The following is an 18,561-nucleotide window of genomic DNA, read 5'->3' on the forward strand; positions in this document are numbered from 1 at the left end:
CTGAAAGTTTTCAGACGGCCTCTTCGGGTTTATTTGGCCAATTCGCTGTCGATTTCACGATACAGCGCGTTGAAGTCCGGTTCGCCCACGAAAGTTTTCAGCAACTCGCCCTTTTTGTTCACAAAAAACGAGGTCGGTGCCACTTTCACGCCGAATGCTTTGCCGGTATTGCCGTGTTTGTCGTACATCACGGTAAACGGCAGGGCGCGCTGGGCCGCATAGTTTTGCACGCTTTCCAGCGGATCGTAAGGCAGCGAGATGGCGATAATCTGGAAATCTTTGCCTTGATAGTCGCGTGCGGTTTGCATCAGTTTGGGCATTTCGCTCACGCAGCCGGGGCAGGAGGGATACCAAAAGTTAATCAGGGTAACTTTGCCCTGTAAATCGGCGTTGCTGACCGTTTTCCCGTTCAGGTTCGGCAGAGAGAAAGCGGGAGCGGGTTTGTTTTGGGGATACAATAAAAAAGCCAGCAGGCCGACAATGATAAAGGCTGCGGCGGCGGTAAGGATTTTTTTCATGATGTCGTGTGTAATCGGTTAAGGTGGAGGGCAAGCTCGGCGGGGAGGTCGGTGGCACGTCCGTTCCCGCTGCTTACCGGTACTAATGTAATGTCGGCTTCGACGGCGACCTTGCGGGTGTCTGCTCTGATGATGCGCTGCGTGAGCAGAATCCGGCGCGGTTCGATGGCGTTTATTCGGGTGTCGATGTGCAGTTCTTGGCCTTCGGTGGCGGCACGCAGGTAACGGATATCGACACGGGTAACAACCATCATGATACCGTCGAGCAGGGCCAACAGCCCGTGCCGTTCGAAAAATGCCCAACGTGCTTCTTCGAGAAATTCCAGATAGCGCGCGTTGTTGACGTGCCCGTAGCCGTCGAGGTGGTAGCTGCGTACTCGGATGGCGGTCATGAATGAGGCCGTCTGAAAACTTAGTTTAGGGTAATGGGCTGGAAGATTTCGCGGCCGAGCGGTTCTTGCTCGAGGTCGGTAACGACGGTGGAGAGCTGAATGTCGAACCATTCGCCGAAAATATCGGCGTGCAAGTCCGGCCAATAGCTTTCGTCTTCGCACCAGTCGCCTAATTCGGCGGCAAAAATCTCTTCGAAGCGGTTTTCTATTTCGTCCCACACTTCATCGGCTGTTTCGCAGGGTTTGACCAGATAGGCGTTGGCATCGGCCTGCAGGTCTTCCAAACGGATGTCGTCCAAATCGACTTCGGGGAGCGACTGCAACCAGTTCCAAAACGGCTCGAGGGGGACTAATAAAAATACGCTGCGATTTACTTCATACATGGCTATGCTCCTGCGGGTGGGAGTGGAAATGATATAGCAAAGGTGTTTTAAAATCCATATCGCGACGGAATCAAATTACAGGGAGGAAAGGGCGGGGCAAATACGGGCCTATGATCCGGTTTCTTGGTGAACGGCGCGAATCAGGCCGTCTGAAAATTTTCAGACGGCCTCTTTGCTGTTTGGAAGGCATGCATGGTTCAGGCGGGGTGTATTTCCTGCTGCCATTGGGCCAGTAATTGTTTTAACGAGGCCCCCTGATCGTGGCCGCTGTTGATGGCGGCTTGCAGCCAGCGGCAGGCGGTTTCGGTGCTGTGGGGAACGCCGTGCCCGTGGTAATACAGGCAGGCGAGGTTGTATTGGGCGATAACATCGTCTTGGTTGGCCGCCTGTTCAAACCAGTAAGCGGCTTGTTCGGGGTCGGTTTCTACGCCTTGCCCGTTGTAATACATCATGCCGAGATTGGTTTGGGCTTTGCGGTGGTTCAGTTCGGCAGCGTCCATATAAAACTTGCGCGCCTGCATGTAGTCTTGCGGACGGCCTAAACCGTAGTGGTAGGAGAAAGCGGTTTGGTAGGCCTTGTCTGCTTTTTGGTAGAGCAGGGCGGCTTGTTTGGCTTCGTTGTAATGTTCGCTGTGCGACAGTGCGGTGTCGGTCAGTAATTTTTGGTGCGCGGCCATATTGCCGAGTTCGGCTGCACGTTGGTATTGGCGCAGTGCGGTATCGGCATCGGCTTCGATACCCAAACCGTAGCGGAAGATGTCTCCGAGCAGGCGGAGGGCTTCGGGGTGGTTGCAGCGGGCGGCGGTGGAGGCATGCTGACGGGCTTGCTGGTAATCGCGTTCGACATATTTGCCTATGAGATAGACATTCGCCAGTAAGGCATGGGCATTGATATCGCCTTGCTGTACCGCTTTTTGCAGCCATTCCACTCCGCTGCCGTCGCCGTTTTCGAGCAGGATTTCGCCCAATGCGGTTTGTGCCGCCGAAATATCGTCTTGTGCGGCAGGCAGAAAATGTTCGGCCGCTTTTTTCAAGTCTTTCTCGACGAATTGCCCGTAGCGGTATTGGTTGCCGAGTTGCCAGTGCGCGGCAATCAAACCTTGCTCCGCCGCTTGTGTAAACAGGCGGTGGGCTTTTTCGAGATCGGGCTGTGAAGCCTGCTGATAGTGTTTGGCCAGAAAATATTGGGCATCGGGGCTGTTTTGTGCTGCGGCCAGTTCCGCCCAATGCACTGCCTGAGGGTCTTTGTTTTCGGCGCAATATTCGAGCATACGCAGTTGGGCGTGAAGAATGCCTTGTTCAGCCAAATCGGTATATTCGTCAACTTGGGCGGAAAAAGGCTCGCCGTCAAATGCGCGCATTTGCAGCAGGTTGTAGCGGGCATACGGATGGCCGGCATCGGCGGCTTTTTGCAGCCATTGGCGGGCAGCCGTGTAGTCGGGGCGGGAACCGCCGCCATTCAAGAGGCAGCCGGCAAGTTGGAAAGCGGCTTCAACATGGCCTTGTTCGGCGGCTTGCCGTAAAAGCGGGATGGCCGCAGCGCAATCGTCGGGATTGCCCAGCAATAGCGCATGGCCTTGTTCAAAAAGAGAGTCGGGAGTGGGATGAGTCATTTTTCGGATTGGCGATTACGAAAAAAAACATTGTATAGCAATCTCATGCAAATAAGAGCAGGGCCGTGCTATGTGGTTTCAGAGCCGTCTGAAAGGCAGATAAACCTTGGCAAAACTCCCAATGCGCTGTGTTCCGCATTGGGAGTTTGGTTGTGTTTCGACCCGTATCTGTTTTTTGCGAAGGTTCCGGCTTGTTTTCAGACGGCCTTGAAGCGATTGCTTTTTTGAACCAACGGTTCGTCCTGACGAACATGTTGGTATGTGTAACTACGGGTAGGAAGATTCACTTTGCTGTAAAAGCTGCCGTTAATTTGGGTAACGTTAATGTGGTACATACGGAAAGCATGGAACAACTTGCTGTCCGGCGGCGTGGGGCGGTTCCAGAATTCGGCCAGACTGTCTTGGAAAGTGATGCCCGCAATGTCATAGCTTGCCCGTCCAATTACTTTAACCGGCATATTGTGAATCAAAGCGGAAAGCCCGCAAGTGCTGTTGAGCGTAACCATGCCGGCACCGTGGCGCAGTAAAACGGGCAACGGAGCGTCGTGAACATAAAAAACACGGCCTTTCAGCTTGGGGTGCTGTTTGATGAAATGATTGATGTCTTTACGGTAGTCGATAAAGCCTCTGTCCATCGGATGGTGTTTCACAATCAGGTTCACATCATCCGGCGCGTGGGTGGCGAATGATGTGAGGATGTGCAACAGGAAGCTGCGGACGGATGAAAAATCGCTGTGCACCCGTACTTGGCTGTCGTTCATCACTTGCAGCGGCAGAATAAAGAATTTACCGAATTTGCCGTTTGTTACCCGTCTGGCGAATTTACGGTCTTCGAGCACATAGTTGGCGCGTTTCAGCCCTGAGAAAGCCCATGATTTGATGTAATGTCCGAGATTGCTGACACGATGGTGGATGTAATAAGGATATTTGTCATGGTGTCTGCGCGCAGCAAAATAATAGCGGACGGCGTGTTTGGCCATGGGCAGGAAGCCACCGGGAACGGCCGGAGGTTCTTGGTATTGCTGTGTGCGCAGGCTCGGCAACGCTTTCAGGAAGAAATCGGCATTCCGCGGCAGTGAGGAAAAGTCGTTTACGCCGTCTTTTTCCAGCGTTACGTAGAAAGGTCGGAAATAGCCTTCTTCAAACGCCCAAAAACTCCGGTTTTTTTGCCCGGCAATCTGCTTGGCTACGATGTGGTACGGGCGGGTGTCGCCGAAGCAGACAACAGCCTGTATGTCGTTTTTCTCAATGAAATCAGACAGAAAATCGGGGAATGCCTGATAAGTATCGCGGTAGGCAAACGTATTGGGCGTGCTTGACGGATAAAACAGTTCGTCGCCGTAATTAAAGTTGATTTTAAATACGGTTTTGGACTGTTGGGTGGAAAGCCAGTTTGAAAAATCGTGAAAAAATGTGCCGATAGGCCCTTGCAGCAGTAAAACACGGTTGCTTGTGCTGATCAGCTCTTCCAGGTAGCTTTGAGTATTGACATTTTCCATATGCACTATTTTTCTTTTTATAAAAAAGAGTGAGACTATAACATTAATTTTATTTAATTAATACATAAAGTTGTTTAATTTTGAACCATTGTTTGGAAAAGAAGCTCCGGTGCAGGCGGTTGCTGTGTTTACGCTGTTGTTTTTGTGCCCGCAGAATTTCAATGGCGGTGTCGGCATTAATGAAGTTGCGCGTTTGCGGATGAACATAGTTGGGGTAATGAATCAAGGTGCCGGCCACCAGCTCCCATAACGCTAATTTTCGAGTGCGGCGCGGCAGGTGCAGATAATCTTGAGTCAATCCCCAGCCGGCATAAAACGGCAGGCCGTAGCAATGTACGGTTTTACCGCGCAATAAGGCCTCGAATCCGGACAGGGAAGTCAGGGTATGGACTTCATCTGCATGCTTGAGGCAAGTGAGGATGTCGCACTCGGTAACGGTTTGGTTGGCATAACGCGATGCTTCTTCCGGCGGAATTGCGCCGACGCGGTTGCCGCTCACAACATCGGGGTGGGGTTTATAGATGATGTAGGCATCGGGGTTCAGCTCGCGCACTTTTTTCAATAAACCCAAATTAGTGCGGATTTCAGGCGAACCGTGGCGGATGGAGGCATCGTCTTCTACCTGACCGGGCACCAGCAGGACTTTGCGGTCGGTATCCGGAATATTGAGCGTGCCGTTGCCGACGTTGTATTTGCTGATTTCCGCTTCGGTAAGCGCTTGCTGCAAATAAGAGGCCGTCTGAAAATCCTGTGCGGTAAATTCGCAGCTCTGCAAAATGTGTTCCAAGCGGGAGGGCTGTTCTGCGTTGAAGTAAATGCCTTGATCGTCGATAACGAGCGAGAGCGGCGGCACCAGATTGGAGCCCAATCCCACCGAACGTATGAAACCGTCTTCCATCCGCAGTACGGGCAGATTGTGTTTTTGGGCAAAATCAGCCGATTCCTGACTGCCGTTTCCCCAAACCAAAAGCCGTGCATCGGACGGCAATGCGGATTTTTCCAGTTTTTTGAAAGACGAAACGAAGTGCAGTCGGCAGGAGGGTACGTTGAAAAACGACTTGATCACTGCCTGTTTCCACAAAGACATGCCGACACAGTAAAGATTGCCGCGCAGCTTTTCATTTAAGCGGCGGGTAGAGGAAAGATGGTCGATAACATCGAATATCGTTCCCGTTTTACCGGTGTTCGGGTTGATGTAGCGGCTGTATTGCAGATAGGCGGCAGCGAAAAGCTGCAACAGCGAGCGGGGGGCGCGACGTTTTTGTGCGGTTAAACCGGCTACACCGGAATGGCGGTCGTCGGAAACGCTCCAACCCGCATACCACGGCAGCCCGAAAGTTACTACGGGCTTACCCAGCAGCAGGGCTTCAAATCCCATTTGAGAGGTAACGCAATAAACTTTATCTACTTGTTCCAAAAGGGAAATCGGATTGATGTCTTCCGTAACCAAACGCACATTTTCCACATGGGTGGAGAGATCGGTAAGGTAGCCGCGTTTTTTGCCGCTCAATACATCGGGATGGGTTTTCACCCAGATTTCCGCATCGGGATTTTCAGATAAGGCCGTCTGAAACATGCGCTTAAAAGTATCTGCATCAGCGCCGCCATATTGCACCGCCATATCGCCGAAAGTTTGGTCGATAACCAACACAACTTCTTTTTCAGACGGCCTTTTGACAGAGAGGCCGTCTGAAAAGATTGGTGCATGGTTGTATTTGGAAAGTTTGTTTGCAACGATAAGGCCGATTGCTTTTCTAGCATCTTCAATGATTTCAGACGGCATGCTGTCCGCAGCCAAAACCAACTGCTCCAAACGTGAAGTGCGGGTGGTGTCGTAGTAAATACCCGAATCGTCAATAACCAGAGCAAGCGGCGGGCAGCCTGTTACGCCCAAACCGATTGAACGCAGAAAGCCGTCTTCCAAGGCAATGAATGGAAGGCGGTGTTGTTCCGCATAAGCACGGGCCTTACGGGTAGTGGGGCGCAGGCCCCAACCGATAACGGCATCGACTTGTTCGGTTTGTTTACGTAGGCAATAATCCGGTAGGAATGCCGCTAGATGGGGGATTCTCCGGATGCCGTCTGAAAAGATAAGAGCGTTTTTCACAGTCGGTAATGTAAGAGGCCTCGAAGGCTGTTTAATTATTTATTTGTAACCGTTGGGGTTTTGGTTTTGCCAGCGCCAAGCATCGGCCATCATGTCGTTAAGATTGCGTTCGGCTTTCCAGCCTATTTGGTTTTCGGTATGGGAAGGGTCGGCGAAACAAATGGCAATGTCCCCTTCGCGGCGCGGTTTTATTTCGTACGGAACAGGCAGGCCGGAAACGGTTTCAAACGCCTGTACCATGTCCAACACGGAATAGCCTTTCCCTGTGCCTAAGTTATAAGTATGCACACCGGAATGGCCGCTCTTGGCCTGCATCGCTTTCAAATGGCCTTCGGCCAAATCCATTACATGGATATAGTCTCTGATACCTGTACCGTCGTGGGTGGGGTAGTCGTTACCGAATACTGATAGATAAGGTAACTTGCCCGAAGCTACTTGGCAGACATACGGCAGCAGATTATTGGGGATTCCGTTGGGGTGTTCTCCGATAAGTCCGCTTTCATGTGCACCTACCGGGTTGAAATAACGTAATAAAATCACACTCCAGCGCGGATCGGATTTTTGAATGTCCGACAACATACGTTCCACCATGTATTTGGAGGTGCCATAGGGATTGGTCGTCCCTCCGGTAGGCATATTTTCTGTGATGGGCGTATGGATGGGGTTGCCATAAACCGTAGCCGACGAGCTGAATACGATATTGAATACGCCTGCCGCTGCCATTTCTTCGGCAAGAATCAAACTGCCGACAACGTTGTTGTCATAGTATTTGATGGGCTGTTGGTTGCTTTCGCCTACCGATTTCAAGCCCGCAAAATGCATTACGGTTTGAATGGAATGCTTGGAGAAAATTTCTCTTAAGATTGTCCGATCACGGATGTCGCCTTGATAAAAAGGGATTTGTTTTCCGGTGATTTTTGTTAAGCGGGAAAGTACCTGTATGGAGGAATTACACAGGTTATCCAGTATTACTAAGTCGTAGTTAGCCCGGATAAGGGAAATAACTGTATGCGAGCCGATAAAGCCCGTTCCGCCGGTAATGAGTATAGTCATGATGTTTTATTTATAATTAGCAAGAAATAAACATTTAAAATGATGTATTTCTTAGTTTAGTTACTGTGAGCCGAATAGAAGTATTTCGGCTCCCCCTATTTAATAATCCGAATAAATAAAAAGTTTTATTGGTTTTCTTTTAATTTATTTCTACAAATCATGATGTTTTCAGGATTTACCATTAAATGTTCTAAAACAGGAAATGGACGCTGAACATCAGGTATCGTATGAATTGTCGGGATGGTTTTGGTTTTCAAGCAATTAACATGCCATGTTTCCCACGCTTCCCAATAATTCAGGCGGGTTTCGGATATTCCTTGTTTGTTATAGCCGGTATCCGCCGCAGTCATTAAAGAGTCAGGCCGGTGTGCACCTAGGGTTAAAGGTTTTTTTACTGATAAAACCGCACTTGAACCAAAAACCAGTTTCATTCTTTCTAGAAATTCACTATCCGCCCCTGTCCGTACCCAGTCCCAAGCTCCCATACGTGACAGCACCAATTCTTTTCGGAAGAGCGGAGATGCCGGATTCAAACGGGTTAAAGGGTAAACCAGTCTGGCATAGTAAAGGCCGTCATCCTGAATACGTACCCACTGCGATGTAGTGCAGACTAAGTTAGGGTTTTCCAACAGAGGTTGTACTTGGTATTCGATTTTTCGCGGATGGGCCCAATCATCCGAATCCTGACAGGTAACAAATTCACCGGCGGCATATTGGAGGCCAAGGTTTTTTGCTGCAAAAGTGCCTACGTTAACCGGTAATTTAAAATAGCGCACACGGCTATCTAGTTTTATCCAATCTTGCATTACTGCATCAGTATCATCATCGCTGGCATCGTTAATGACGATAATTTCTATATTGCGGTAGGTTTGCTGCAATAATGACTCTATTGTCGAACCGATCCTGTCTGCTCCGCGAAACGTCGTAACCAAAATACTCACTAAAGGCCCTGCTTGGGTATGGTTTGAAAAGCAGGATACATTTATCGCTCCGGGAGGTAAGTCAGGATTTTTCAAAGCCAATGTTTCCAAACCGTAATGAGCTAGATATTTATTGGTATAAGCCAGTTGGTTTGAAGGCGATGCCGCTTCCATGTTGGCCATCAGTAAATACAGTTCGGGTTTGTCAGCCCCTTTTCCTGTTTGTAATGCGGTAGTGATTACATGCCGAGCTTTATCCGGTTGGTTGGTACGTATCAGCAGCGAAGCATGCAGTACAGGAGAAGGAATAATTGCTTGATCCAATAGAGCTAATGCCGACTCCGGTAAAAAAGGTGCCAAAATTTCAGCCAAAATCACTCTGTTTTTAGTGCTGATATCGTGGCGGGTTGTTAAAGTTTGTGCCAAAGCTTTTGCTTCTCGGGTATGCCCGCAAGCCGCCATAGAAGCAATGTAACCGGCTTGTCCAAGAGGATTGCGGGCAGGGTATGCTTGTTTGATTACCGTTTGATACATGGACAAACGATAATACACATAGCACAACCAATCAGATTCCTGTTTGAATAGATCTGCCTTGACCAGTATTTCCAAGAATTTTTTTTTCTTAATTAAATATCGCAAATAAAGCTGAAGCAGATTGCTAAACACAAATTTCTATCCCTTACAGAGCTGGCTTTGGCATATAAAGCTTATGGAAAAATCAGGTTATGGCCGTATAAATAAAAAGTATGTTCGGATTTTTAATTATTCGGCCATAAGCATCAGCTTAAGAATCTATGCCGGATAAATCTCTGCTGTACACTTTTTCCAATACGTCATTCAAATCTTCGGTTATCCGATTGGCCACAATCACATCAGATGCACGTTTGAATTCGTCTAAATCATTGATGACAGGCGAACGGAAAAAGTGCTCTTCTTGCAATACCGGTTCATAAACGATTACTTCGATTCCTTTTGCTTTCAAGCGCTTCATAATGCCTTGAATCGAAGATGCACGGAAATTGTCCGAACCGGCTTTCATCACCAAACGGTAAATCCCTACGGTTTTAGGTTGCCGACGTAAGATATCCTCAGCAATAAAATCTTTCCGAGTGCTGTTGGCCGCAACAATGGCGTGAATCATGTTTTGAGGGACATCTTGATAGTTTGCCAGTAGTTGCTTGGTATCTTTGGGCAGACAGTAACCGCCGTATCCAAAGCTCGGGTTGTTGTAATGTTTGCCGATACGGGAATCTAAACATACACCGTCAATGATTTGTTGCGTATCCAAACCGTGTACTGCCGCATAGGTATCCAATTCATTGAAGTAAGCAACACGCATTGCCAAGTAAGTATTGGCAAATAATTTTATTGCTTCGGCTTCGGTATTATCGGTAAGCAGTATCGGTGTATCTGGCTTTAATGAAGCATCGCGTAATAACTCGGCAAATTTTTGTGCCCGCTCGGAACGCTCGCCAACTACAATTCTGTTTGGATACAGGTTGTCGTATAAGGCTTTGCCTTCTCTTAAGAATTCGGGAGAAAAGATAATATTTTCAGTATTGAGTTCTTGTTTTAAATGTTCGGTAAATCCAACCGGTACGGTAGATTTAATAATAATTACAGCATTAGGATTAATGGCAATGGCATCTCGGGCAACGGATTCGACAGAACTTGTATTGAAATAATTGCTTTCAGGATCATAATCCGTAGGCGTTGAAATAATTACATAATCCGCATCACGATAGGCAGCTTGCTTATCCGATGTAGCATGAAAATTTAAAGATTTGGTGGCAAAATAATCTTCAATCTCTGCATCAACAATAGGAGATTTATATTGATTTAATAATGCAACTTTTTCTTGATCAATATCGAGGGCAATAACTTCATTATGTTGTGCGAGTAAGACGGAATTGGATAAACCAACGTAGCCTGAGCCTACAATAGTAAATTTTTTCATTTCAGCGTTTCTATATAGTTATTAATTAAAAAAGAAATCTTATTGTTCGAGGGTTAACTTAAAAACATACTTTCTGCTAGCATCATCCGTGTCTTCCGGCGCATACTCATAAGAAAGCTTGGCTTGGCGTTTTAAGGAGGCATTAACCACTTTAAAGTGATTTATTTTTTGTAACCCCAGTTTTTTTATGGAAGTGTTTTCCCCATGTAATACACGGTTATAGCAAATTTTATTGATATGCTTAAATTCACCTACTTCGCTTAATTTAAGGTAAATATCATAGTCAACTGCATTGGTAATCGTTTCATCAAAGCCTTCAGTTAAATACCATGCGCGGGCAGAAAACATTCTAAAGTGATGAACAATCATTGCGGTTGTTAATTTTTCACGTGAAAATTCAGGCCAGTTATACCCCTTGGCAATTAATGAACCGTCAGGATTCACGTTTCGATTAGTAGTGTATACACAAGCTAGTTTTCGATTTTTTAAGAATTCGCTCAAACACAGCTCTACTGCATCCGGCTCCAAGTAATCATCAGAATCCAGCTGGCCGATATAAAATCCACGAGCCATTTTGACGGCCGCATTGGAGGCAGAAGCAATTCCGCCATTTTTCTTTGTCATAATCCGCACGCGTGGATTATTTCCATAATGACGATGTAAAACTTCCAGAGTGTTATCGGTAGAGCCGTCATCGCATATGCATACTTCCAAATCGGTAATCGTTTGATTCAATGCACTATCTACACATCTCACGATATATGACGAGCAGTTGTAGGCAGGAATGTAAATAGACACCAAAGGCACTTTATGTATCGTATCCGACAATAGTGAAGTAGGTTTACGATAGAAATACGGAACTTTTTCTTTTACGATATTAATCGTAATTTTTTTTCCTTCGGAACGATCTGTTTCGTTTTCTTTTCCGGGTGGTTCTTGATGGTAGGCCATGCCGCCATCTAATGATTGAAAGAAACAACCTTTTTTAAATAGACGATAACCGAATTCATTATCCTCTCCTCCCCAGTGGGTAAATTCCTCATCAAACCATCCCGCGATGTCTAACCATTTCCGTGCGAATGCAACGTTTCCTCCGCTGAAATAACGGAAAGGAGAATCGCACAAGCGTAGATTATCGGTTTTAGCAAAGTGCTCTAAACGCCAGTCTATTGAAGCAACGGCTGTCTGTGTACTACCCACGAGATTGTTGGTTTTGGTTTCCGGCAGGTTGGTTATAAGTTGATCGTTTGCCAAGAAATCTTTAGCTGATAATCCGTGTGTATCTACATATTTTCTAGGGCCGACTAATGCCACATTATCATTTTGAAGAAGGCGATGGAGATAAGATTGAACCCAATGTGGATTCGGAGCCATATCGCAATCAAGAATGGAAACATAATCATACTTTGCAGTACGCAAGCCTAAGTTACGGGTTGCGCATAATTGATACCCGTTATCCGGTTGGCGTACATATTTGATATCTAATATGTTTTCATATTTCCTTACGACATCGACAATTTGTTGTTGGCTTCCGTCATCCGCAACAATTACTTCAAAAGCATAGTTGGTTTTTTGATTAACCAAACAGGCTAAAGTAATATCTAGAATCCAGTCGCGATTGAATGTCGGGATAATAATAGACAAACCTATATTGCTATTTTTTATAGATGTTGAAGCAATATGGTTATATCCGCTTCTTTTCTCTAGCCAGAGATAGTCATTGGGACCTTCAGGTAATGGGGCTAACTGTAAATTTTTAGGCCAATTGCTTGGAATAGGATTAACTTTTTTATATTCGGCATCTTCCGATTTTCTTTGAGTTAACTGTTTCCATGCTTTAACTGAATCAGCGCGTTCTGATTCAGATAACTCTAAAAGCCCTTGATTATTCAAAAGAATTTTTGTTGCGATATCCAGAGTATCTAGGGCGGGCAAAATGTTATTTTGAACTTCGTTGGATGCACATATTGCCTTAGCTTCTTGGGATAAAGGCGCTATTTTTTTTAGAGCTTCATTACATTTTTTTATATGTAAAGAAACTATTTTTTCACCATATATGTTAGAAGCTTGTTTGAATAATAATAAAGCATCTTGGAAATTCTGATTGTTGTAGCAAGCAATAGCTTGACTTAATATTTTTTCCATTTGAAAAGCCCCGTAAATTCTTAACTTTTTGAATAGATAATTTTTAATATTTCAGCTGATAAATTTAAGAAAACTATCCTCAGCATGTTTTGAATTAACTATAGTATTTAGTTTGATTGTTTCAATTTTATTGTACGTGCGCCATTTGCTTTTCTTTTTTAAACTTTCTTGCAGTGTTGGCCAATACAAAAGGCATAGCAATCCAACGAAGGGGGTTACGGATATAAGTCAGTAAATTTTGCCCAAGCTGATAAGACAAATGTTTATGAATTCTGTTTATATCCGCAGCATCATTGTAAAAGTGTACTGGCGGCAAATTTTGTTCACATGTTTGCTGTTCTTTATTCACTCGTTTGGCCGTTCGCAATAATTCGAAAGGCATTTTTATACATCCGCTGAAACTTTTACTTTGCTGAATCATTACTGCGCCCAATTGATAAGGCAGTTGGGTGCGCACACGATCAGCGGCTCCGTAGTACACGGGGCGTGCTGCCAAACGTTGTTTTTCTAAATATATTTTTTCCAACTCTTCTTGAACAAAGTGGAGCTGTTCCAATAAAAGAGTGTTTTCTTTTTCTATAGAGGATTGGGCATTTTTTAGTTGTTGTAAATTTTGCTTATCCGCTTCAGCTTGTTGAGTAAATAAATTGATTTTTGATGCTAAATCTGATTTTTCTTTTTCCAATTTCAATTTTTCTTGCAGATGTACGTCATGCTTCTGCTTGTACTCATCAGCTATTTTTCTGGTTGCTTTTAATTGCTCTTCAACTTGGTTGTAATGCAAGTGAATGGTTTCGCATTCTTTTTTAGTTGATTGTAATTGTTTGGAAAGTAGCGAAATATTGTCTTTATCGGCCAAACTGTTTGTCATGAGAGAGGCTATCTCTTGATGTTGCAGCATCATTGTTTGCCATGCGCCCATCACTAATTGGCGGTTGTTTTTCTTACATAAATCAGATTTCAAAGGTAAATTGGAATTATCTTGTAGCTTCTTATATAGCTCTATTACATCGACATTTTCATGAATTAGCGCATCAGCAAGATAAGCCGCCAAATTTGTTTGGCTGTTGTTTTCTGTATGCACAGAAAGCTCAAAGTTTTTGTCTTTTGAGGGTTTTAAGAGCTGTGGCTGTTTATGCGATTTATTTTCTTGGGTTACCCACTGCGCTCCTATATGGTGAGAAATTTTCTTCAAATATTTTTTAATAGAAAGCTGAGCCTGTTGGCTATGTACCAGCAAGCAACGGTTTTTATTATGCAGATAAAAGTTTAATAAACTTTCATTATAGGTAAGCCACTCTTGTAATTTTTGAGCAGTAACGCTTTCTGTCAGCATTTGAGGCGCACGCGTCAAGACGCTATTCGGTTGGTCGTAAACCAGAATAAAGTGCATGGAACTATCCATATCGCGCCAATAATTTAAAAGGCTGTTCGCTTCAGGATCTGCCCATCCCCAAAATGGTTGATCAATATTTCCAAGAAATAAATCCATAGCCAGGCCGTACCAAGCCGCTTCAATATGAAGTTGTTGTTCTGTTTCATAACGGCGAGGTGTATATAAAGAAGGCCGAGCAGACCTTGCCAATAATGAATCGATTTCTAAGGGAGACATTCCATCTCTTTTGGATGGCAATGCATGACCCATACCATGGTTGTATAGAAGTTGCTCTACAGCTTGATAGTTAGAATGTTGATGTCCGACGATGAGAATTTTAGCCATAATGTCCCCTTTAAAAGAAATAATCCCTTGGGTTAGTATTAAATTAATTATGTAAATATTAGTAAGTAAATTTTTGTAACGATAATCTTTGTTTTTTGAAAATACCTTAACTTTAATAAGCTTAACGCAATTTCAATAGCTATTTGTCATATTTATTAACATATGACATTAACATAAATACATGTTTTTATAACGTTAATTTACTTTTCCTTGATAAATTTTTTCGATATTATATTAAAAAAATCTTCGCAGGTATAGTGCCACTTGGTATTATTTTTGAAATAAGTATGAATTATGATTTTTTCATTTAAAAATATGTTTTTAAAAACATATTTAAGAGTGTTACTAAATGCGCCAGATGTTAGAATGCTTTCGTTTGTAACGCTGCATAATGAAAAAGGGAACAGGTGAATTTCTTTATGAATTTGATAAATAAAAATATTTTTCGATTTTGGATTTGGGGGATCGGGATGGCATTGTTTTTGCCGGGATGTGGTGTCGTGCCTACTTCCGGACCAAGTTACAGTCAGGCAACAGCTTTGGGAAATTTGAAAGATGCTGAAAATTTACCGGTTGTAGAAGTAATTGATATAACGGATTCTGTGTTGGGGCATCTGCATCATTCTGCGGAAAGCTACTCGTTTGCTGAGTTTTCAGCTAATAGTAAAGGTTATAACGATTTGGTTGATGCCGGCGATGTGTTGGATATTGCAATATGGGAAGCCCCTCCTGCGTTGTTGTTCGGCGGGGCACTTACATCACTGGGTTCGGGGAATGCACAATTAACAAAACTACCCGAACAAATGGTGGCTAATAACGGAAAGATTACCGTCCCGTTTCTCGGTGCTTTGTATGTAAAAGGCAAAACACCGGAGGCTATTCAAAATGACATTGTTAACCGCCTGAGGAAAATGGCAAATCAGCCGCAAGTGATGGTGCGGTTGGTTAAAAACAATTCTGCAAACGTTGTGGTGGTAAGGGCCGGCAGTAGTATCCGTATGCCGCTAACAGCACAAGGAGAAAGGGTTTTGGATGCTGTGGCGGCCATCGGGGGAACCACGGATGACATACGGGATGTTTCAGTTCAATTGACTCGAGGGGGAGTAGTAAAAACTATTGCATTTGAAACACTTACCACTAAACCTGCTGAAAATGTTTTATTACGCACGGGAGATGTTGTAGCCCTTCATTCCAAACCACTCAGTTTTACCGCTTTGGGCGCTGTTGGAAAAGTACAACAATTCCGCTTTTCAGCCAAAGGGATGAATTTGGGAGAGGCGCTCGGTCAGATGGGGGGCTTGCTGGATCGAAGAGCCAATCCTAAGGGTGTATTTATATTCCGCTATCAGCCTTTATCCAAACTGTCGCAACCCGAACAAGGTAAATGGCTGGCTAAAGGGTATACCATGGATGCAAATGTACCCACCGTATATCGCATAGATTTGCTAGATGCTAAATCTTTATTTTGGATGCAAAAATTTGCCATGCAAGACAAAGACATCGTTTATGTGGCAAATGCCCCGCTGGTTGAACTGCAAAAATTCCTACAGTTTGTTTTTTCTCCTGTTGTCAGTGGTGCCAGCAGTATCAACAATATAGCTAATTAATGGAGCATTGAAATGTCAGAACAGAAAAATACAGAGGCAACAAATGCTCAAAAAAAGAAAAAGCGCAGCTTTTTTACAAAATGGGGGGCTTTATTCTGGGGTACGGTAATTATTCCTACCGTATGTTCTACGGTGTATTTTTCAGTTTGGGCGGCCGACCAATATATATCCGAATCCAGTTTTGTTGTGCGTTCCGCCCGTAATCAATCGGCGTTAAGCGGAATAGGCGCACTATTGCAAAATGTCGGGTTTTCCCGTTCGCAGGATGATACCTATACTGTGCGGGAATATATGGAATCGCGCACGGCGTTGGAAGCGTTGGAAAAAACGATTCCCGTGCGCGAATACTATGAACAGAAAGGCGATGTTTTCAGCCGCTTTAACGGGTTCGGCTTTTTTGATTCAAACGAGGCTTTCTATCAATACTATAAAAATAAGGTCAATATTGCTTTCGATCCGGTGTCGGGTATTTCGGTGCTGAGAGTGGAATCGTTTGATGCCAAAGAATCGCAGCAGATTAACGCCGCCTTGTTGAATAGGGCGGAAGAGTTAATCAACAAATTAAATGCCCGTGCGCGCAAAGATACGATCGAGCAGGCCGAACACGGTGTCGAAGCGGCCGAAGAACGGGTAAAAAATGCGGCAGGAAAAATGGCTGAGTACCGTACTCAAAACGGCATTTTTGATTTGAAAGCACAGTCCGAAGCACAGATGGAGCTGGTGTCGAAATTGCAAGACGAGTTGATTGTGATTCAAACCCAGTTGGATCAAGTGCGGGCGGTAACGCCGGAAAACCCGCAAATTGCAGGTTTGCTGGCCCGCGAAAAAAGCCTCCGCCGCGAGATCAAAGATCAAATGCAGAAAATTTCCGGCACTTCGAATAGTTCCATTGCTACGCAAGCTGCCAACTATCAGCGGTTATTTCTGGAAAATGAGCTGGCCGAAAAACAATTGGCTACTGCTTTGGTGTCATTGGAAAACGCTAAGTCCGAAGCCGATCGCAAGCAGTTGTATTTGGAAGTGGTGTCCCATCCGAACAGGCCGGACATGGCTTTGGAGCCCAAGCGTATCTACAATATTGTGGCAACATTTATTATCGGTTTGATTTTATACGGTATTTTGAGTTTATTGATTGCCAGTGTGAGAGAGCATAAAAACTGATGAAAGCGTTGCACGAAACTACGTTTAAACAATCGCTGGCCATTCAAATGCGGGTAATCGGTGCACTGTTGATGCGTGAAATCATTACCCGTTACGGGCGCAATAACATCGGTTTCCTGTGGCTGTTTATGGAACCTTTATTGCTTACGTTGCTTATCGTATTGGTGTGGAAGTTTGTACGCGCAGATCAATTTTCGGCATTGGATATTGTTGCCTTTGTGCTTACAGGTTACCCCATGGCCATGATGTGGCGTAATGCTTCCAACCGTGCCATCGGAGCGATTGCCGCCAATGCCAGCTTGCTGTACCACAGAAATGTGCGCGTGCTGGATACGGTTGTAACACGCATATTGTTGGAAGTGGCAGGGGCAACCGTTGCCCAAATCATGATTATGGCGGTGTTGATAGCGATACGTTGGATCGAAATGCCGGCTGATATTTTCTATATGCTGCTCGCTTGGTTGCTGATGGCCATGTTTGCTTTTGGGCTGGGGCTGATTATTTGTGCCGTTGCCTTCAAATTCGATTCGTTCGGCAAGTTGTGGGGAACGTTGAGTTTCATCATGCTGCCTTTGTCGGGAGCATTCTTTTTTGTGTCGGTTATACCCCAACCGATGCAAAAATATATTTTGTGGATACCTATGGTGCATGGTACCGAAATGTTCCGGCACGGGTATTTCGGTCATTCGGTTATCACTTATGAAAATCCGTGGTTTTTGATTTTGTGCAATATCGTGATGCTGTTGCTGGGTTTGGCCATGATCAGCAAGTTCAGTAAAGGAGTGGAGCCGCAATGATTTCAGTCGAACATGTATCTAAGCGGTATCGGACGCGCGAAGGCTGGAAAACAGTTTTAAGCGGTATCGATTTCAAACTCGAAAAAGGCGAAAAAATCGGTATTTTAGGCCGAAACGGGGCGGGTAAATCCACACTGATACGCTTGATCAGCGGTGTGGAACCGCCCACCGAAGGAGAGATTAAACGCACGATGAGTATTTCTTGGCCGTTGGCGTTCAGCGGGGCGTTTCAAGGCAGCCTTACCGGTATGGATAATTTGCGTTTTATCTGTCGGATTTATAACGTAGATATGGATTACGTGAAGGCGTTTACCGAAGAGTTTTCCGAGCTGGGACAATATCTGTATGAGCCGGTAAAACGCTATTCTTCGGGCATGAAAGCGCGGCTGGCCTTTGCATTGTCGCTGGCGGTCGAGTTTGACTGCTATCTGATTGACGAAGTGATTGCGGTGGGCGACTCGCGTTTTTCCGAAAAATGCCGCTACGAACTGTTTGAAAGGCGTAAAGACCGCTCGATAATTTTGGTTTCCCACAACCATAGCGCAATGAAGCAATATTGCGATAACGCGATGGTGTTGGAAGCGGGGAAGCTGTATAAGTTCGATAATATGGACGAAGCGTATCAATACTATAACGCCTGTCTGTAAGCCGCCGTATTTGTTTGGAGGCCGTCTGAAATCTTTTCAGAC

Annotated in this window: 15 protein-coding genes; 4 read left to right on the forward strand and 11 right to left on the reverse strand. The window is 45.1% G+C overall.

Annotated elements, in window-relative coordinates:
- Window positions 1-29: 29 nt before the first annotated feature.
- The 11 genes from Q0X97_RS05710 to Q0X97_RS05760 form a co-directional block, all read right to left on the reverse strand.
- Window positions 30-518, reverse strand: coding sequence for a peroxiredoxin (locus Q0X97_RS05710; RefSeq protein ID WP_302066422.1), 489 nt, complete (start codon window positions 516-518; stop codon window positions 30-32).
- Complete coding sequence (locus tag Q0X97_RS05715) at window positions 515-910, reverse strand: acyl-CoA thioesterase (RefSeq protein ID WP_367881742.1); 396 nt, start codon at window positions 908-910, stop codon at window positions 515-517. The genes Q0X97_RS05710 and Q0X97_RS05715 overlap by 4 nt, the downstream gene beginning before the upstream one ends.
- A 20-nt stretch (window positions 911-930) precedes the next feature.
- A complete protein-coding gene (locus Q0X97_RS05720) occupies window positions 931-1,293 on the reverse strand; it encodes a VacJ (protein ID WP_302066424.1) in 363 nt (120 codons plus the stop codon).
- Between the two features lie 197 nt (window positions 1,294-1,490).
- On the reverse strand, window positions 1,491-2,906 hold the full coding sequence (locus tag Q0X97_RS05725) for a tetratricopeptide repeat protein (protein WP_302066425.1): 1,416 nt from the start codon (window positions 2,904-2,906) through the stop codon (window positions 1,491-1,493).
- Window positions 2,907-3,103: 197 nt separating this feature from the next.
- Window positions 3,104-4,405: a capsule biosynthesis protein gene (locus tag Q0X97_RS05730; RefSeq protein WP_302066426.1), complete on the reverse strand. Its 1,302-nt coding sequence runs from the start codon at window positions 4,403-4,405 to the stop codon at window positions 3,104-3,106.
- Between the two features lie 49 nt (window positions 4,406-4,454).
- Window positions 4,455-6,512, reverse strand: a complete 2,058-nt coding sequence (locus tag Q0X97_RS05735; RefSeq protein WP_302066427.1) for a capsular polysaccharide biosynthesis protein — start codon at window positions 6,510-6,512, stop codon at window positions 4,455-4,457.
- 39 nt (window positions 6,513-6,551) lie between these two features.
- Window positions 6,552-7,565, reverse strand: a complete 1,014-nt coding sequence (gene galE, locus Q0X97_RS05740) for a UDP-glucose 4-epimerase GalE (protein ID WP_302066428.1) — start codon at window positions 7,563-7,565, stop codon at window positions 6,552-6,554.
- A 125-nt stretch (window positions 7,566-7,690) separates the two neighbouring features.
- A complete protein-coding gene (locus tag Q0X97_RS05745; RefSeq protein ID WP_302066429.1) occupies window positions 7,691-9,151 on the reverse strand; it encodes a glycosyltransferase family 2 protein in 1,461 nt (486 codons plus the stop codon).
- 118 nt (window positions 9,152-9,269) lie between these two features.
- On the reverse strand, window positions 9,270-10,442 hold the full coding sequence (locus tag Q0X97_RS05750; protein WP_302066430.1) for a nucleotide sugar dehydrogenase: 1,173 nt from the start codon (window positions 10,440-10,442) through the stop codon (window positions 9,270-9,272).
- A 39-nt stretch (window positions 10,443-10,481) separates the two neighbouring features.
- Window positions 10,482-12,587: a glycosyltransferase gene (locus tag Q0X97_RS05755; RefSeq protein ID WP_302066431.1), complete on the reverse strand. Its 2,106-nt coding sequence runs from the start codon at window positions 12,585-12,587 to the stop codon at window positions 10,482-10,484.
- A 127-nt stretch (window positions 12,588-12,714) separates the two neighbouring features.
- Window positions 12,715-14,307 (reverse strand): hypothetical protein, encoded by a 1,593-nt coding sequence (locus Q0X97_RS05760; RefSeq protein WP_302066432.1) that lies wholly within the window; start codon window positions 14,305-14,307, stop codon window positions 12,715-12,717.
- Window positions 14,308-14,777: 470 nt separating this feature from the next.
- Between Q0X97_RS05760 and Q0X97_RS05765 the strand changes: the two genes are divergently transcribed.
- The 4 genes from Q0X97_RS05765 to Q0X97_RS05780 are packed head-to-tail and all read left to right on the forward strand — an operon-like array spanning window position 14,778 to window position 18,519.
- The gene (locus Q0X97_RS05765) at window positions 14,778-15,914 is read left to right on the forward strand and encodes a polysaccharide biosynthesis/export family protein (RefSeq protein ID WP_302066574.1); all 1,137 of its coding nucleotides are present in this window, start codon (window positions 14,778-14,780) and stop codon (window positions 15,912-15,914) included.
- A 12-nt stretch (window positions 15,915-15,926) separates the two neighbouring features.
- Entirely contained in the window at window positions 15,927-17,075 is a 1,149-nt protein-coding gene (locus Q0X97_RS05770) for a capsule biosynthesis protein (RefSeq protein ID WP_302066433.1), read from the forward strand.
- Complete coding sequence (locus Q0X97_RS05775; RefSeq protein WP_302066434.1) at window positions 17,075-17,872, forward strand: ABC transporter permease; 798 nt, start codon at window positions 17,075-17,077, stop codon at window positions 17,870-17,872. Before Q0X97_RS05770 ends, Q0X97_RS05775 begins: the two co-directional genes overlap by 1 nt.
- On the forward strand, window positions 17,869-18,519 hold the full coding sequence (locus tag Q0X97_RS05780) for an ABC transporter ATP-binding protein (protein ID WP_302066435.1): 651 nt from the start codon (window positions 17,869-17,871) through the stop codon (window positions 18,517-18,519). The genes Q0X97_RS05775 and Q0X97_RS05780 overlap by 4 nt, the downstream gene beginning before the upstream one ends.
- Window positions 18,520-18,561: the final 42 nt, after the last annotated feature.

The organism is Neisseria sp. MVDL19-042950, from assembly GCF_030504625.1.
Classification (GTDB): Bacteria; Pseudomonadota; Gammaproteobacteria; order Burkholderiales; family Neisseriaceae; genus Neisseria.

Coding starts and splice junctions, on each gene's coding strand:
- galE (WP_302066428.1), bottom strand. CDS start 7,565: ATGACTATACTCATTACCGGCGGAACGGGCTTTATCGGCTCGCATACA.
- Q0X97_RS05755 (WP_302066431.1), bottom strand. CDS start 12,587: ATGGAAAAAATATTAAGTCAAGCTATTGCTTGCTACAACAATCAGAAT.
- Q0X97_RS05780 (WP_302066435.1), top strand. CDS start 17,869: ATGATTTCAGTCGAACATGTATCTAAGCGGTATCGGACGCGCGAAGGC.
- Q0X97_RS05725 (WP_302066425.1), bottom strand. CDS start 2,906: ATGACTCATCCCACTCCCGACTCTCTTTTTGAACAAGGCCATGCGCTA.
- Q0X97_RS05765 (WP_302066574.1), top strand. CDS start 14,778: ATGGCATTGTTTTTGCCGGGATGTGGTGTCGTGCCTACTTCCGGACCA.
- Q0X97_RS05770 (WP_302066433.1), top strand. CDS start 15,927: ATGTCAGAACAGAAAAATACAGAGGCAACAAATGCTCAAAAAAAGAAA.
- Q0X97_RS05750 (WP_302066430.1), bottom strand. CDS start 10,442: ATGAAAAAATTTACTATTGTAGGCTCAGGCTACGTTGGTTTATCCAAT.
- Q0X97_RS05775 (WP_302066434.1), top strand. CDS start 17,075: ATGAAAGCGTTGCACGAAACTACGTTTAAACAATCGCTGGCCATTCAA.
- Q0X97_RS05730 (WP_302066426.1), bottom strand. CDS start 4,405: ATGGAAAATGTCAATACTCAAAGCTACCTGGAAGAGCTGATCAGCACA.
- Q0X97_RS05715 (WP_367881742.1), bottom strand. CDS start 910: ATGACCGCCATCCGAGTACGCAGCTACCACCTCGACGGCTACGGGCAC.
- Q0X97_RS05760 (WP_302066432.1), bottom strand. CDS start 14,307: ATGGCTAAAATTCTCATCGTCGGACATCAACATTCTAACTATCAAGCT.
- Q0X97_RS05710 (WP_302066422.1), bottom strand. CDS start 518: ATGAAAAAAATCCTTACCGCCGCCGCAGCCTTTATCATTGTCGGCCTG.
- Q0X97_RS05720 (WP_302066424.1), bottom strand. CDS start 1,293: ATGTATGAAGTAAATCGCAGCGTATTTTTATTAGTCCCCCTCGAGCCG.